14 protein-coding genes are annotated in these 15,496 nt (G+C 63.7%); 13 read left to right on the top strand and 1 reads right to left on the bottom strand.

Annotated features, from left to right (window positions below; translation table 11 throughout):
- Window positions 1-90 precede the first annotated feature (90 nt).
- The 13 genes from uxuA to LB541_RS03110 all read left to right on the top strand — a co-directional run bounded on the left by uxuA (window position 91) and on the right by LB541_RS03110 (window position 14,553).
- Window positions 91-1,275, top strand: coding sequence for a mannonate dehydratase (gene uxuA / locus LB541_RS03170; protein ID WP_140525113.1), 1,185 nt, complete (start codon window positions 91-93; stop codon window positions 1,273-1,275).
- Window positions 1,276-1,404: 129 nt separating this feature from the next.
- Complete coding sequence (locus LB541_RS03165) at window positions 1,405-2,553, top strand: ABC transporter substrate-binding protein (RefSeq protein WP_224617818.1); 1,149 nt, start codon at window positions 1,405-1,407, stop codon at window positions 2,551-2,553.
- Window positions 2,553-3,404: an IclR family transcriptional regulator gene (locus tag LB541_RS03160; protein ID WP_140515233.1), complete on the top strand. Its 852-nt coding sequence runs from the start codon at window positions 2,553-2,555 to the stop codon at window positions 3,402-3,404. Before LB541_RS03165 ends, LB541_RS03160 begins: the two co-directional genes overlap by 1 nt.
- Window positions 3,405-3,431: 27 nt before the next feature.
- Window positions 3,432-4,463 carry a sugar ABC transporter substrate-binding protein gene (locus LB541_RS03155; RefSeq protein ID WP_027027652.1) on the top strand — a complete coding sequence of 344 codons (1,032 nt, stop codon included), beginning with the start codon at window positions 3,432-3,434 and terminating at the stop codon, window positions 4,461-4,463.
- A gap of 132 nt (window positions 4,464-4,595) precedes the next feature.
- Window positions 4,596-5,579 (top strand): ABC transporter permease, encoded by a 984-nt coding sequence (locus LB541_RS03150; protein ID WP_224617817.1) that lies wholly within the window; start codon window positions 4,596-4,598, stop codon window positions 5,577-5,579.
- Window positions 5,569-7,101 (top strand): sugar ABC transporter ATP-binding protein, encoded by a 1,533-nt coding sequence (locus LB541_RS03145; protein ID WP_140515235.1) that lies wholly within the window; start codon window positions 5,569-5,571, stop codon window positions 7,099-7,101. Before LB541_RS03150 ends, LB541_RS03145 begins: the two co-directional genes overlap by 11 nt.
- A gap of 3 nt (window positions 7,102-7,104) precedes the next feature.
- Window positions 7,105-8,100 (top strand): ABC transporter permease, encoded by a 996-nt coding sequence (locus tag LB541_RS03140; RefSeq protein ID WP_140525110.1) that lies wholly within the window; start codon window positions 7,105-7,107, stop codon window positions 8,098-8,100.
- Window positions 8,101-8,102: 2 nt separating this feature from the next.
- Window positions 8,103-8,888 (top strand): SDR family NAD(P)-dependent oxidoreductase, encoded by a 786-nt coding sequence (locus tag LB541_RS03135; RefSeq protein ID WP_140497497.1) that lies wholly within the window; start codon window positions 8,103-8,105, stop codon window positions 8,886-8,888.
- A 22-nt stretch (window positions 8,889-8,910) separates the two neighbouring features.
- Window positions 8,911-10,116: a CaiB/BaiF CoA transferase family protein gene (locus LB541_RS03130; RefSeq protein WP_140525109.1), complete on the top strand. Its 1,206-nt coding sequence runs from the start codon at window positions 8,911-8,913 to the stop codon at window positions 10,114-10,116.
- A gap of 2 nt (window positions 10,117-10,118) precedes the next feature.
- The gene (locus LB541_RS03125; protein WP_140525108.1) at window positions 10,119-10,907 is read left to right on the top strand and encodes an enoyl-CoA hydratase/isomerase family protein; all 789 of its coding nucleotides are present in this window, start codon (window positions 10,119-10,121) and stop codon (window positions 10,905-10,907) included.
- Window positions 10,904-11,920: a hypothetical protein gene (locus LB541_RS03120; protein WP_224617816.1), complete on the top strand. Its 1,017-nt coding sequence runs from the start codon at window positions 10,904-10,906 to the stop codon at window positions 11,918-11,920. The genes LB541_RS03125 and LB541_RS03120 overlap by 4 nt, the downstream gene beginning before the upstream one ends.
- Window positions 11,921-11,934: 14 nt before the next feature.
- The gene (locus LB541_RS03115) at window positions 11,935-13,704 is read left to right on the top strand and encodes a CoA-transferase (RefSeq protein WP_140525164.1); all 1,770 of its coding nucleotides are present in this window, start codon (window positions 11,935-11,937) and stop codon (window positions 13,702-13,704) included.
- Between the two features lie 6 nt (window positions 13,705-13,710).
- Window positions 13,711-14,553: an SMP-30/gluconolactonase/LRE family protein gene (locus tag LB541_RS03110; protein WP_140497508.1), complete on the top strand. Its 843-nt coding sequence runs from the start codon at window positions 13,711-13,713 to the stop codon at window positions 14,551-14,553.
- Between the two features lie 14 nt (window positions 14,554-14,567).
- On the opposite strand, the gene LB541_RS03105 is transcribed toward LB541_RS03110, so the two are convergent.
- The gene (locus tag LB541_RS03105; protein ID WP_140515241.1) at window positions 14,568-15,488 is read right to left on the bottom strand and encodes an ABC transporter permease; all 921 of its coding nucleotides are present in this window, start codon (window positions 15,486-15,488) and stop codon (window positions 14,568-14,570) included.
- Window positions 15,489-15,496 lie beyond the last annotated feature (8 nt).

The raw sequence follows: 15,496 nt of genomic DNA, 5'->3' as shown, positions 1-15,496 counted from the left end.
CACAGGAAATCAACTGTATGGCGAAGGAAAGGTTCTGTTGACAGGCTTGTGGTCCGACAATATGGTCGCCGCCAACCCTGAGGAGGCTTCATGGAACAGTGCTGGCGCTGGTATGGTCCCGATGATCCGGTGACGCTTGAACATGTCAGGCAGGCCGGCGCCACCGGCGTTGTCTCCGCGTTGCACCAGATCTATGACGGCCGCGCCTGGCCTGAGGCCGATGTGCTCGAGCGCAAGCGGATCATCGAGGCGGCTGGCCTGAAATGGTCGGTCGTCGAGAGTATTCCGGTGCACAATTCCTTCAAGATCGGCGCGCCCGAGCGCGAGCGCTATGCCGGCTACTACCGCGACAGCATCCGGGCGCTCGCCAAGGCCGGCATCGAGACGATCTGCTACAATTTCATGCCGGTGGTGGACTGGACCCGCACCGACCTAATGTATCGCCTGCCGACAACCGGCTATGCGCTGCGCTTCGATGCGATCGATTTCGCGGCCTATGATCTTTTCGTGCTGCAGCGCAAGAACGGTGCGGCAAGCTATACGCCGGCGCGTATCGCCGAGGCCGAGAAGCGGCTGAAGATGCTGACGCCAGAGCAGATCGACCGGATCGAGCGCAACCTCATTGCCGGCCTGCCGGCGACCGAACGCAGCTATAACAGGGACAGTTTTCGCGAAGCCCTGGCTGAATACGATTCGATCGGGCCGAAGGAGTTGCGCGACAACCTCGCCTGGTTCCTGCGCGAGATCATTCCGGCGGCCGAAGAGGAGGGGGTGCGCATGTGCATCCATCCCGACGACCCGCCATTCTCGCTCTACGGCCTGCCGCGCGTGGTTTCGACGGCACAGGACGCGCGTTTCATCCTCAACGCCGTCGACAGTCCCGCCAATGGACTGACCTTCTGCACCGGCTCCTATGGCACGCGCGCAGACAACGACATCGTCGCCATGGTCAAGGAATTCGCCGACCGCATCCATTTCGTCCACCTGCGCAACATCACCATCGAGGAGGACGGCTCGTTCTATGAAGCCGAGCATCTCGAAGGCGGCACCGACATGGCGCACGTTATCCTGGCTCTGATGCAGGAAGAAAAGCGCCGGCGCGAGCAAGGCCGGGCCGACTGGCAAATTCCGATGCGGCCAGACCATGGGCATCTGCTTGCCGACGACATCGGCAAGAAAAAGATCAACCCCGGCTATTCGCTTATCGGACGGCTCAAGGGTTTGGCTGAACTGCGCGGCATCATGCGCGCCGTCGAGCGTTTCGATCTGGCTTGAACCCTGCATCGGCCAGTCGGGAGGATGTGTGCGCTTTTTGCGCAAATGAAAACAAGTTGCGCATATGAAAAATGGTGCTAGTGTCGATGACGAGCCGGCTATTGCCGGTGCCGGGAGGATTTGAGTGGCATGACGAAGCTGCGCGGACTGGCGTGGGATCATAGACGATGCTGGGGTCCGCTGGAGGCCAGCATCGAGTCCTATTGCGCCGCGCATCCCGGCCTGGAGATCCAATGGGACCGCCGCAGCCTCTATGAATTCGGTGAGGGCGCCCTCGGTCCGGTGCTCGGCACTTACGATCTGGTCGTGTTCGACCATCCCTTCATCGGCGATATCGCCCAGGATGAACTGATGGTCCCGTTCGACGCTTATCTGTCGGCCGAACAGATCCATTTCTTCGAACGTGACTCAGTCGGGGCGTCCTGGCGCTCTTACCAGAAGAACAGCCGTCAGTGGGCGCTGCCGATCGATGCCGCCTGCCAGGTCGCCTCCTATCGGCCGGATTTGCTGGAGCGCTACGGGCCGGTGCCTAGCACGCACCACGAAGTGCTGGAGCTTGGCCGGCGCGCGCGCAGCGACGGCAAGTGGCTCGGCCTGCCCTTCGTGCCGACCGACGCCATGTGTCTGCTTCTGACGCTTGGCCGTCCCCAGGAAGATGGCGAGCAATTCATCGCGAAGGAAATGGTCGAGCAGGCGATTGCGCAATTGCGCGAGCTTGTCGCGCTTTCGCACCCGGACTCGTCGAAGTGGAATCCGATCCGCTGCTACGACCACATGATCGCGCATGACGACGTTGTCTACGTGCCGTTCGCCTTCGGCTATGTGAATTACGCCTCGAAACCCGACAGCCCCCATCTGCGCTTCGCCGACGTGCCCACCCCGCAAGCCGCCGGCGCCTTGCTCGGCGGTGCCGGCATCGGCGTCAGCGCCCACTCGAAGCACAAGCAGGCCGCGATCGACTACGCACTGTTCCTGTGCTCGCCCGAATACCAGCGCGGCGACTATGTGAAGTCTGGCGGACAACCGGGTTCGCTGGCTGCCTGGAAGGATGCCAGGGTCAATGGTCTTTCCGGCGATTTCTTCGGCTCGACGCTGCGGACGATCGCCTCGTCCTATCTGCGTCCGACCCATCCGGGCTTCATCGCCTTCTTCCGCGAATGCGCGCCGCATGCCGCCGCAGCCATAGCCGGTGACATGTCGGCGACCGAACTCGCAGGCCACGTCAACAGCCTCTACCGCGAAACCAGGCAAGTCCAGCCGGAACGGAGCGTCGCCTGATGGCCGCCAGCGTTGCCGAGACGCTCGACGAGGGCGAAAGCGGCCGCAACGGCTATCGCGTGCCGGCGGTGGAGAAGGCGCTCGACGTTCTGGAATTCATGGCCTCCAGCGCCGAAACGCTGACCCAGACCGAGATCGCGACCGGCCTCGGCCGCTCCATTCACGAGATCTACCGCATCCTGCTTCTGCTGGAGAAACGGGGCTATATCTTTCGCACGCAATCGGACCGTTTCCGGCTGTCGCTGAAGCTGTTCGAACTGGCGCACATGCATCCGCCGGTAAACCGGCTGGTGGAATGCGCTCTGCCGGTGATGCGCGAATTGACCGCCAATGCCGACCAGAGCTGCCATCTCGTGGTGCGCGAGGGCCAGAACGCACTGGTGGTTTTGCAGATCGATTCGCCGCTGCCGATGCGCTACTCGGTAGCACTCGGGTCGCATTTCCCGATCCTCGAAACAAGTTCGGGTGCCGTGCTGCTCGCCCATTCGAACCGGGCCGAGCGCGACCGCATCGTCGAGCGCATCGTGGCCGCCGGTGAGGGCCAGGGCACGCGGGCCGAAATCGAGGCGCGGCTGAACGAGGTCGCCAGGCTCGGCTACGAGATGCGCGCTTCCTTGGCCGTTGCGGCCTGCACCAACATCTCCATGCCTGTGCACGATCACACCGGTGCCGTCATCGCCGCGCTAACCGTGCCGCTGCTGCCGCAGAAGGCGGCGCGGTTCGACAGCGAAACCGTCTTCGAACGCACCCGCGCCGCCGCCGAGAAGATATCGGCGGCACTCGGCTGGGGCGAAGCCACCAACTCCTTACGTGCCGACCCGGAACGGCGGGACTATCCGTTCAGCGACTAACAAAAGCGATAAATCTGGGAGAAGAAAATGCTCTGGTCCAAGTCAATCCTGTTTGCGTCCGCCGCCGTGCTGGCGCTCGGCGCCGCCGCCGCGCATGCCGAGAACATGCCCAAGCGCATCGGCTACGTCACCAACTACGCCACCCATGAGTGGTATCAGAACGTCATCAAGGGCATGAAGGCTCACGGCAAGGAACTCGGCATCGAGGTCGAGGTGCAGGATGCCAATCTCGACATAGCCAAGCAGGTTGCCGCGGCCGAAGACTTCATCGCCAAGGGCGTCGACGTGCTGATCATCACCCCGGTGAACGAAGAAGGCGTGGTGCCGCTGCTGCGCCAGGCCAAGGCCGCCAACGTGCCGGTCGTGCTGGAAGGCAATCCGGTCAAGGGCATGACGACCATGGTCGCCATCTGCGACTACGACACAGGCTATTTCTCCGGCGTCGAGGCCGGCAAATACGCGAAGGAAAAGCTCGGCGGCGTTGCCAAGGTGATGAATGTCGGCCTGCCGCTGCTTTCCGCCACCGTGCTGCGCTCCCACGGCTTCATGGACGGGCTGAAGACCATCATCCCCGATGCGGTCATGGTCCACGATCTCGACGGCGGCGGCAATCCGGACCGCGCTCTCGAAGTGTCCTCCGCGGCACTGGCCAAGAACGCCGATATCAACATCATCTACGGCATCAATGATTCGTCTTCGTTGGGTGGCCTGCAGGCCTGGAAAGCGGCGGGCAAGTCGCAGGATGGCCTGTTGACGGTCGGCACGGGCGGCGAAGGGCTTGCCTTCATCAACGCGATGCAGAACGAGCCTTCCTATCGCATCGAAGCCGCGATGTTCCCCGAGAAGGAAGGCTTTACCGCCATTGATGCCGCGGTGAAGCTTTTCAACAATGAGGAAGTGCCGGAGCACATCGTCAGCCCGACCGCGCCTATGAACGGCGACGACTGGAAGAAGTTCTATGACTATGACGGCACCACCCGCACAATCAAATGGGATGCCGTCAACGCGCTGCAGCCGCCGGCAAAGTGCATGAAGACCTCCGCCGACCTGAAGAAATAAGGCCGGCCGATATCGCCCTTCCCGTGTTGCGGGAAGGGCAGGCGGCCAGGACCTTTCGGTGGCCAAGACAAATGCCGGGTTCGACACGACAGGTTCCAGAGGGACCAGGCAAACGGCCGGGAATGGACTGAAATGAGCGAGCTTACACAGGCCTCCGCGTCGAAGCGTTTCATCGGCGGCAACCTTCTGGGCAGCAGCCAGCTCGTGCTGGGCGCAATCCTGGCCGTGCTGTGCATCGCCATCTCGATCGCGGCGCCGCAATTCTATTCGGAGGCCAACATCATCGCCATCCTGCGCCAATGCGCTCTGGTGCTGATCGTCGCCTCGGGCATGACCATGCTCATCATCACCGCCGAGGTCGACCTATCGGTCGGCGCGTCGCTCGCCTTCGTCGGCTGCATCGGCATGGCAGTGCTCAATTCCACCCATAGTCTTGCGCTCGGCATGCTGGCGGCGCTCGCCTTTGCCGGCGGGGTCGGCCTGTTCAACGGGCTGGTCGTCACCAGGCTCAGGGTGAATTCGCTGATCGCCACCATCGGCACGATGATGATGCTGCAGGGCGGCGTCTATCTCTTCACGCGCGAGGCGGTGCAGAACCACAACCAATTGGCAAACTTCACCGATCTCGGCGCCGGTTATGTCGGCCCCGTGCCGGTTCCCGTCATCCTGGCGGCGCTGATCTTCGTGGTTGCCTATGTGACGCTGCGCTTCACCACGCTCGGCCGCTACCTCTACGCGGTCGGCGCCAATGAAAAGGCGGTGCGCCTGTCAGGCATTCGCTCGGAACGGCTCAAGCTGTTGGCCTTCGTCGTCACCGGCCTGTGCGTCGGTGTTGCCGGCATGATCCTGTCGTCGCTGATGAATGCCGGCCAGCCGACCGCCGGCCGTGGCTTCGAGCTGACGGTGATTGCCGCCGTCATCCTCGGCGGCACCAGCCTGCTTGGTGGCCGCGGTTCGCTGTTCGGTACCTTGCTTGGCGTTCTGGTGCTGAAGGTGATCGACAACGGCATCATCATCCTCGGCTGGAACCAGGATTTGCAGATGGTGGTGCCGGGCATCGTCATCATCCTGGCAACCTATCTCGACATCATCCGGAACAGAGCCAATGTCCGTTGATTTCCTGCATCCTGGCGAAGGCGCGGCCATCGATACCGATGTGCCGGCGCTGGAATTGCGCGGCATCGGCAAGCGCTTTCCCGGCGTCGTGGCGCTCGACAATGTCGACTTCACCCTGGAGCCCGGCAAGATCCATGCGCTGATGGGCGAGAACGGCGCCGGCAAGTCGACGCTGATCAAGATCATGGCCGGCGTCTACGGCAAGGATGCCGGCTCCATCCGCATGCACGGACGCGAGGTCGACATCAAGTCGCCGCGCGACAGCTTGAAGCAAGGCATCAAGGTCGTGTTCCAGGAGATCGCGCTGATCTCCGAATTCACCGTTGCCGAGAACATCTTCCTGGAAGGCTATCCGACCGGCAGAAGCGGCTCCATCGACTGGAAGAAGATCCGCGCCGATTCAGCCGCGCTCTTCGACCGCATCGGCTTCAACGTCGATCCGGCGGCGCGAACCGGCTCGCTGCCGGTCAGCCAGCAGCAAATGGTCGAGATCGCCCGCGCGCTCGCTCATGAAGCCCGCGTGGTGGTGATGGACGAGCCGACATCCTCGCTGACGCCGAACGAGGTTTCGCTGCTGTTCACCGTCATCCGCCGGCTTGCCGACCTCGGCATCGCGGTGGTCTATGTCAGCCATAAGCTCGACGAAGTGTTCGAGATCGCCGACACAGTGACGGTGCTGCGCGACGGGCGCCACATCTCGACCAAGCCGATCCGCGAGCACACCAACGACACGCTGATCCAGGACATGATCGGCCGGCGCATCGAAAATCTGTTTCCCCGCAAGCGTGGCGCACCGGCTAGCAAGGTAGCCCTGTCAGTGGACAAGCTCAGCACGGCGAAGAAGCTCAACGGCGTGTCCTTCGAGGCGCGCGCCGGCGAGGTGCTCGGCTTCTTCGGGCTGATGGGCGCCGGTCGCACCGAACTCGCCAAGGCGATCGTCGGTTACGATCCGATCACTTCGGGCACGATCACCGTCGACGGCCAGCGCCTCTCGCCGCACGATACGCGCACCGGCGTCAGGTTAGGTATCGGTCTGCTCACCGAGGATCGCAAGAGCGAAGGGCTGATGGGCGAGCTGCCTGTCTACCAGAATGCCAGCCTCGCCTCGCTCGGCGCCTTCGCCCGCATGGGCTTCGTCGATAAGGCCAGGGAACACAAAGCGGTGCAGGATTACGTCGACCGCTTCCGCATCAAGACGCCCAGCCTGTTCCAAGAGGTGAAGAACCTGTCTGGCGGCAACCAGCAGAAGGTGCTGATCTCGCGCTGGCTGATGCGCGGCCTCAAGGTCATCGTCGTCGACGAGCCGACCCGCGGCATCGATGTCGGCGCCAAGTCGGAGATATTCGCCCTGATCGACCGGCTCGCCGGCGAAGGCTTGGCTGTCGTCATGATGACGTCGGAGATGCCGGAACTGCTCGGTCTTGCCGACCGGGTCGCGGTGATGTGCGAAGGCCGCCTGACCGCGATCATGCCGCGCGACGAAGCCACGCAGGAGAAGATCCTCAATGCGGCGATCGGATAAGACATGAGCGTTGTGAATACAGTCTCCGCGAAAGCCCGGCCGTCCATGCTGGCGCGGCTCTTTGCCCGGCAGGAATTGGCGCTGCTGGTCTGCCTCGTGCTGGTGCTGGCTTTCTTCTCCGTTACCGTCGAGAATTTCTTCTCCGTGCGCAACATGACCAATGTGCTCGGCCAGGCCTCGCTCGCGCTCACCGCCGGCATTGGCTGCGCCATCGTCTTCATTTCCGGCGAGGTCGATATTTCGATCGGATCGCTGCTGGCGACCATTGCACTGCCGCTGATCATCATCATGAACGACACCAATTCGCTGCTGCTCGGCGTCGGCGGCGCGCTGTTGTTCGGGCTGATCATCGGTGTCGTCAACGGCTATCTCACCGCCTATGCCGGCATCAACTCGCTGATCGTGACGCTGGGCACGATGTTCATCATGCGCGGCGGCGTCTATCTCTACACTGGTCAGCGGGCGATCCCTGACGATGCCAGCCTCGACAGCTTCATCGCGCTGTCGGATGGCCGCCTGTTCAACGTCATCCCCTATTCGGCCGTCATCGCCATCGTCCTGCTCGCCGCCTTCGCCTACATGATGCGGCACCGGCCGTTCGGACGGCAAATCTATGCCGTCGGCGGCAATCAGGAAGTGGCCCGCCTTGCAGGCTACGACGTGCGGCGGGTCAAGTTCATCTGCTTCATCATCAGCGCGCTGCTGGCGACGGTCGCCGGCATCATCCTGGCTGCGCGGGTCGGCTCGGCACAGCATACGGCGGGGCTCAATTTCGAATTCCAGGTGGTTGCCGCCACCGTGCTCGGCGGGGTCAGCCTTGCGGGGGGCATCGGCAGCCTGACCGGCATGGCGCTGGGCGTGCTGATCCTGCAATTCCTGTCCAACGGCCTGCGCGGGCTTGGCCTGCCGACCGAGTGGCAGCTGGTCATCACCGGCATGATCATCATTGCCGCGGTCGCCCTTGATGAAGCGAAACGCCGGCGTGCGAATGGAGGCTGAAGATGGCTCGTCTTGAAGCAAAAATCGCCGTCATCACTGGTGCGGCCGACGGGATCGGCCACGCGATCACGCAAGCGATGGCGCGCGAAGGGGCGCATGTCTTCCTGGGCGACATCGCCGACAGCGCTGGTGAGGATTTCGCGGCCGCACTTCGCGCCGCCGGCCACCGCGCCGACTACCTGCATTGCGACGTTTCGCAGGAGGCCGACATTTCAGGCCTCATCGACAGTGCCGTCAAAAAGACGGGACGCCTCGACATCCTCGTCAACAACGCGGCCATTGCCATTGGCGGCATGCCGGTGCACGAGATGACCGACGAGCAGTGGCACCGGCTGATAGCAGTCAACCTGACCAGCGTGTTTCGCGGCTGTAAATACGCGCTGCCGCACATGATCGCGCAGAAATCGGGCTCGATCATCAACATGGCCTCCGCGCAAGGCCACATCGGACTTGATGGCTGGACCGCCTATGCCGGTGCCAAGGGCGCGGTCATGGCGATGACACGCCAGATGGCGGTTGAATTCGGGCCGCTGAACATCCGCGTCAATTCGATCTCGCCGGGCACCATCAACACGCCGATGAACGACAAACTCATCAAGGAGATCGGCGGCAATCTTGCCAAGGCCTGGGTCAAGATGCATCCGCTCGGCCGTATCGGCGAGCCTTCGGAGGTGGCCGAGGCCGCCGTCTATCTTGCCTCCGATGCCGCCGGCTTCACCACCGGCACCGACCTGCGCGTCGATGGCGGGCTGACGGCGGCGCCGCGCTACGTTCCCGAACTGCTTTGAAAATTTTGAAACGAGACATGACATGAACAAGGCCCTCGAAGGCGTCCGCATCCTCGATTTCAGCCATCTGCTGCAGGGGCCGTTCGCTACCCAGCTGCTCGGCGACATGGGCGCCGATGTCATCAAGATCGAGCGCGCCGGCGCCGGCGACATGTTCCGTGGCATGACCTTCTTCGCCAAATGGGTCGGCGGCTCGGAGAGCCCGAACTTCCTCGCCTGGAACCGCAACAAGCGTTCGATCGCGCTCAACCTGAAGAGCCGCAAGGTGCATGCCATCATCATGGAAATGGCGAAAAGCGCCGACGTGGTGGTGCAGAACTTCCGCCCAGGCGTGCTGGCCAAGCTCGGCTATGGTTATGAGGATTTCAAGACTGTCAATCCCCGCATCATCTATTGCTCGGGCTCGGGCTATGGCGAGGAAGGGCCTTATGTCGAGCGCCCCGGCCAGGACATGCTGATCCAGGGGCTCGCAGGGCTGATCGCCAACACCGGCCGCGGCGATCAAGCCCCGGTTCCCGCCGGCGCCGGCCTCGCCGACCAGATCGGCGCCATGAACATGGTCTACGGCATCCTGTCGGCGCTCTATTATCGCGAGAAGACCGGCAAGGGCCAGAAGATCGAGGTCAACCTGCTGGCCGGCCTCTTGGCGCACCTCAACCAGGAATATGTCGCGGTGCTCAACCTTGGTGAGGACTTCGTGCGGCCGAATTCCGGGATCGGCCATCCCGGCATGCAGGCGCCGTTTGGCATCTACGAGACCAGCGACGGCGGCTACGTGTCGATCGCCATGAGCCCGTTCAAGACGCTCTACGAGGTGCTGGAGGCGCCGCAGCTTGCCGTCTACGACGATCTCAAGACTTTGTTCGACAAGCGCGATGAAGTCTTCGAGAAGGTGAATGCCGAGACCAGGAAATTCGCCACGCAGGATTTGTTGGCGCGGCTGCTGGCAGCCGACATCTGGTGCGCCGAGGTGAAGGATATCCGCCGCGCCGCTGAGGACCCGCAGGTCAAGCACATGGGCATGATCACCAGCTACGACCATCCGCGCGGCGGCAAGGTGCGGGTGGTCGCTCCGGCGGTCAAGATGAGCGAGACGCCCGCGACCATAGAACGGCCGGCGCCGCTGGTCGGCCAGCACGGCCGCGAGATCCTGGCCGAGTTCGGCCTCTCCAAGGACGAGATCGCCGCATTGGAGGCGTCCGGTGACATGACCGTGGACGCCGCCTGACGATGCGCACCTACCAGACACTCACGGTCGAAACCGCGGGCCGCGTCGCGATCGTCACCTTCCGCCGCGCCGATCAGCTCAACGCCATGAACCGGCTGATGCAAGGCGAGATCACTGAAAGCTTCGAGTCGCTATCCGGCGATGCAAGCATCGGGGCGATCGTGGTGACAGGGGAAGGGCGCGGCTTCATGGCCGGCGCCGACATCAAGGAATACGCCGCCCAGACCGGACCGGAATTCGACATTTTCCAGGCTGCCGGCATGCGCATGTACGCGGCCATCGAGAACAACCGCAAACCGGTGATCGCGGCGGTCAACGGCTTCGCGCTGGGCGGCGGCATGGAGCTGGTGCTGTGCTGCGACCTCGTCATCGCCAACCAATTCGCCAAGCTCGGCCTGCCGGAAATCAAGCTCGGGCTGATCCCCGGCGGCGGCGGCACGCAACGCAGCGTGGCCAAGCTCGGCCGCAACCGCGCCAATTTCCTGCTGATGACCGGCGCCATCGTCCCGGCCTCGGAATTCGTCGCTGCCGGTCTGGTCAACGAGATCGTCGAGGTCGACCGGCTGATGCCACGCGCGCTGGAACTGGCCGAAATGATCGCCGCCGAGCCTGCTGCCGCAATCGACGGACTGAAGGCGCTGACGGCGCATGCCGTGTCCGGCGATCTGGACGATGGGCTCACCATGGAGCGCGACATATTGGGTGAGCTCTATCGCAGCGAGATCGGCCAGCAGCGCGTCAAGGAGTTCGCCGAGCGGAGCACGACAAAGGCAAAGAAGGGCGGGCCGTGAACGCGGGCGACGATTATCGCGGATTGGGCTGGGCGCATGGCGCGCTGACTGTCCAGCGGCTTGGCGCGATGCTGGCGCCGGTTACGTTCATTCTGGAGGACGGTCGGCAGGTTTCGCCGATGCACATTGCGCCGTGGTCGAACGAGCCGCAGGCGCAAGCGCTGCCAGGCATCCTGCGCAGGTTGCGCGGCGAATGGCCCTGCGTGCCCTTCGGCTATTCGGTGCCGGCCGATGGATGGCCCGAGGACTGGGCTCGGGTGATGGGCTCGCCGGAGGAGGGCGAGGAAGCCCATGGCCATAGCTCCAACCATGACTGGCAATGGCGCGAGAGCGCCAAAGGATCGTTGTCACTGACACTCGCCTATCCAGCCGGAAGCCCGGTCGGGCGTGTCGAGCGGACGGTGACGCCCGACTCGTCGATGCCAGCCGTCGACGTTGAATTCAAGATCGTCGTTCGCCATGCCTGCCGATTGCCGATCGGCTTGCATCCGGTGTTCCGGCTGCCAGCGGAGATCGGCGCCGCCGCGCTGGAACTTGGTTCCTTCGATCACGGTCGCACCTATCCACACGATGTCGAAACTGGCGCTGAACTGTTCCTCCGGAACGCGTCCTTCACTGACTTGTCGAGCGTACCGGCCCGCGCGGGTGGCATGGCTGATGCTTCGCGACCGCCGCTGGTGCCCGACACGGAGGAATTGTTGCAGATCGAGGGCCTGGATGGCACGGTGGCGCTCGCCAATCATGCGGACGGGTACCGCGTGAAACTTTCCTGGCAGAAGGAGCATTTCCCGAGCCTTTTGCTCTGGTACTCCAATCGTGGCCGCAAAGCAGCACCCTGGAACGGGCGCCATGTCGCCATCGGCATCGAGCCGATCTGCTCGCCCTTCGGGCTCGGCCCGGCGACAGCGTTGGCCGACAATCCGATCGCGCAATCCGGCATTGCGACGGCGCAGGAATTCTCGCCTGAAAAACAGTTCGTGACCCGCTATCGCATCGAGGCATCCGCGCTGTGACGAACCATGCCGCAATGTCCCTGGTCAAGCCGAACCGGCCGCGCTTCACGGATGTCGAAGGACTGGCCGCGATGGTCGGCCATGGCGAATCGTTTGGTGTCGGCGGCCACCATTTCGCCCGGCTGCCGATCGCATTGCTGCGTGCGATAGCCCGGTCGGGCGTCAAGGATCTGCATTACATCTGCTGGGCCGGCGGCTTGCCCCTCGAACTGCTGCTCGAAGCGCATGCCGTGGCTGAGATCGACCTCTGTTTCTCCAGCCTCGACATTTTCGGCTTGCCGCCAAAATTCCGCGCAGCCGCCGAAAGCGGCGCGATACCGGTTCGCGATTGGACGGCGCTGGCCATGATCCAGGCGCTGCGGGCGGCGCAGCAGAACCTGCCCTCGATGCCGTTCCAGCTTCCGCTGGGATCGGGCATGCTGGCGCGCGTGCCGGGTGCGAGCGCCAGACCTGATCCGATTGCCGGTACCGAAAACGGATTCGTCCCGCCGCTGCGGCTCGACACATTCGTCGTCCATGCCCAGCGCGCCGATGAAAGCGGCAATGTGCAGATCATCGGGCCCCGCGCGCTGGACTTCGCCATGGCGGGTGCGGCGCGCAAGGTGCTGGTCACGGTCGAGGAAATCGTGCCGGGCGGGACGCTGCGCCAGGACGGCCGCCAGAGCGTGCTGACCCGCAACCAGGTTTCGGCGATTGCGCTGGCGCCGGCCGGCGCCTATCCGGCCTCGTGCCTGCCGTTTTACGTCACGGATTATCAGCGATTGTCGGAGGCGTTCGCCGACCGGCAAACGCCTTTGGCGGACAATCTGCGCCCGCCTTCCGAGGGCGTGCCGAAGCCGTTGCAAACAGCCGCGAAGGTTCGAGCTGACACAGTGCTTGCCATGCCGGCGCTTGCGCGCGCCGAAGAGAAAGCATCCGTTGACGAGATCATCGCCGCCCGCATCGCCGCCGAACTCACCAATGAGAGCTTCGCCAGCGCGGGTGCGGTCTCGCCGCTGGCCAACGTCGCCTACCGGCTGGCCAAGGCAACGCACGCGCCGGACATGATCATCGCGACGACGAGCTGCGGCCATCTCGACATCGCGCCAAGCCCGATGATCCTCTCGCTGATCGAAAGCCTCGATTGCGAAACGGCTGTCGCGCATGCCGGCGGCGACGACACCTACTCGACCTATTACCAGGCCGGCGCGGTGACGCACGAGATCGTCGGCGCGGCACAGGTCGACCGGCGCGGCCGCGTCAACACGATCGCACTGCGCAAACCAAGCGGCGGCCTCATCCGGTTGCCGGGGCAAGGCGGCATGGCCGATGTCGCCAACATGCACCGCGATTACCTGCTCTACATCCCCCGCCACTCGATCCAGTCGCTGGTGAATGAGGTCGAAATCGTCAGCTCGGCTCGCGGGCTGCTGACGGCGGCCGAACGCGAGCCGATGGGCTATCGCACCGGCAGGGCGCTGGTCTTCACCGATCTCTGCGTCTTCCGGCTCGACGAGACTTCGAGGGAATTGATCGTCATCGAAACCATGCCGGGCGTCACGCAGCAGCAGATCCGTGACGCCACCGGATTTGCGGTGTCGTTCGACGCCTGTTGCCGCGAGGTCTCGCTGCCTTCCGACAGCACGCTCGCCATCTTGCGAAACCGCATCGACCCGCTCGGTCTGCGCCGTCTGGAGTTCGTCAGCGCCAAGGAGCGCGGCGCGCTGATCGCCGAGATTCTTGAAGCCGACCGCGCGATGGTCGAACGCTGCATCGCCGTGCAGACGGCGCTTGTCGAAAGCTGAGATCCCATGGCCAAGCCGTTGCTCGACATGTCAGCCGCGCGCGTTTTCTTCGACGGCATCTTCACCAGCCCGCGCGTCGCGCATCCGGAGGGCGTGGCCGTTCACCGCGATGGCTCGATCTGGTGTGGCACCGAAACCGGCGACCTGCTGCGGCTGGCCGCCGATGGCGGCTCGGTCGGGCGCATGGGCGGCACCGACGGTTTTCTGCTCGGCATCGCTTTCGACAGCGCGGGAAACTGCTTTGCCTGCGACCTCAGGCATGCCGCGATTTTCCGCTGGGATGCCGCGACAGCGCGCATGGAGCGCTTCGCGTCGGCCGGCATTCGCGTGCCGAACTACCCGATCGTCGACGAGGCGAGGGGTTGGCTCTTCGTTTCGGACAGCGTTGGCCAGGACAATCGCTCGGGCATCTTCCGCTACGATCTCAAGACGGGCGAGGGCGGCCTGTGGTGCCGGGAGGCGATGTCGTTCGCCAACGGCATGGCGATGGCGCCGGACGGCAACGGCCTCTATGTCGTGGAAAGCGACGCACCCTGCATCAGCTATGTGCCGATCCTTGCTGACGGATCGGCGGGGGCTCGTGAGATCGTCGTCGAAGGCGTGCACAATGTTCCGGACGGAGTGGCCTTTGCGCCTGACGGCTCATTGTTCATCTCATGTTATGAGCCCAGCCGTATTTATCGCTGGCAAAAGGACAAAGGTCTCGAAGTGCTGATCGAGGATCCCGCCGCAACCACGCTGGCGCACCCCACCAACATCGCCTTCAAGGGCGACAAGCTCTATACCGCCAATCTGGGTCGCTGGCATATTACCGAGATCGACTTGAGCCTTCTCCAGCAAGGGAAGTAGCATTTCGCAGAAGGTCAACTCGTCGGGCGAAAGGGTTTTGCCAGCGAGGCCGGGAAGTGCAGGGCCAGCATCTGGCGGTTTCGTGAGATCAGCACCAGAACGATGATGGTGGCGAGATAAGGCAGGGCCGAGAGCAGTTCGGATGGCACGTCCAGCCCCAGCGCCTGACCTTGCAACTGAAGGATCGTCATCCCGCCGAACAGCCACGCGCCAAGCAGGATGCGCAGCGGCCGCCAGGTGGCGAAGACCACCAGCGCAAGCGCGATCCAACCCTTGCCGGCAGTCATGTTCTCGACCCAGAGCGGCGTGTAGGCGACCGACAAATAGGCGCCTGCCAGGCCTGCCATCAGCCCGCCGAACAGCACGGCCATGTAGCGGATCCTGATCACGGGATAGCCGATCGCATGCGACGTCTGCGGCGACTCGCCGATCGTGCGCAGCACCAGGCCAGCTTTCGTGCGGTAGAGAAACCAACTGATGGCGACGAACATCAGCAGGGCCAGATAGACCATCGGATCGAAGCGGAACAGTAGCGGACCGATCAGCGGCAGATCGGACAGAACGGGGATGTCGAGGCGGCGCAGTGCCTCGATCGGCTCGCTGCCGAAGCCGCGCCCGAGGAAGGCGGAGACGCCCGAACCGAAGATCGCCAGCGCCAGGCCGGCTGCATATTGGTTGGTCAGGAACGTCAGCGCCAGAACGCCGAACAGCAGCGAGGCGGCCGCACCCGCCAACGCGCCGGCCAGGATCGCCACAGGCATCGGATAGCCCGCGGTGACGGCCCAGAATGCCAATGCGGCGCCCATCAGCATCATGCCTTCGATGCCGAGATTGAGGACACCCGACTTCTCTACCACGAGCTCGCCGAGCGCGGCGAATATCAGCGGTGTGGCGGCAATGACGGTGCCGGTGAAGATGGCGATGAACAGATCCATCAGGCTGT

Origin of the sequence: Mesorhizobium sp. BR1-1-15, assembly GCF_020165475.1 — a bacterium.
Classification (GTDB): Bacteria; Pseudomonadota; Alphaproteobacteria; order Rhizobiales; family Rhizobiaceae; genus Mesorhizobium.
The sequence above is the reverse complement of the archived record's forward strand: the minus strand, read 5'-3'. Positions and strand labels throughout refer to the sequence as shown.

Excerpts from the sequence above, each read along its gene's own strand:
- LB541_RS03160 (WP_140515233.1), top strand. The coding sequence starts at position 2,553 with ATGGCCGCCAGCGTTGCCGAGACGCTCGACGAGGGCGAAAGCGGCCGC.
- LB541_RS03105 (WP_140515241.1), bottom strand. The coding sequence starts at position 15,488 with ATGGATCTGTTCATCGCCATCTTCACCGGCACCGTCATTGCCGCCACA.
- LB541_RS03145 (WP_140515235.1), top strand. The coding sequence starts at position 5,569 with ATGTCCGTTGATTTCCTGCATCCTGGCGAAGGCGCGGCCATCGATACC.
- LB541_RS03155 (WP_027027652.1), top strand. The coding sequence starts at position 3,432 with ATGCTCTGGTCCAAGTCAATCCTGTTTGCGTCCGCCGCCGTGCTGGCG.
- LB541_RS03110 (WP_140497508.1), top strand. The coding sequence starts at position 13,711 with ATGGCCAAGCCGTTGCTCGACATGTCAGCCGCGCGCGTTTTCTTCGAC.
- uxuA (WP_140525113.1), top strand. The coding sequence starts at position 91 with ATGGAACAGTGCTGGCGCTGGTATGGTCCCGATGATCCGGTGACGCTT.
- LB541_RS03150 (WP_224617817.1), top strand. The coding sequence starts at position 4,596 with ATGAGCGAGCTTACACAGGCCTCCGCGTCGAAGCGTTTCATCGGCGGC.
- LB541_RS03140 (WP_140525110.1), top strand. The coding sequence starts at position 7,105 with ATGAGCGTTGTGAATACAGTCTCCGCGAAAGCCCGGCCGTCCATGCTG.
- LB541_RS03135 (WP_140497497.1), top strand. The coding sequence starts at position 8,103 with ATGGCTCGTCTTGAAGCAAAAATCGCCGTCATCACTGGTGCGGCCGAC.
- LB541_RS03115 (WP_140525164.1), top strand. The coding sequence starts at position 11,935 with ATGTCCCTGGTCAAGCCGAACCGGCCGCGCTTCACGGATGTCGAAGGA.
- LB541_RS03130 (WP_140525109.1), top strand. The coding sequence starts at position 8,911 with ATGAACAAGGCCCTCGAAGGCGTCCGCATCCTCGATTTCAGCCATCTG.
- LB541_RS03125 (WP_140525108.1), top strand. The coding sequence starts at position 10,119 with ATGCGCACCTACCAGACACTCACGGTCGAAACCGCGGGCCGCGTCGCG.
- LB541_RS03165 (WP_224617818.1), top strand. The coding sequence starts at position 1,405 with ATGACGAAGCTGCGCGGACTGGCGTGGGATCATAGACGATGCTGGGGT.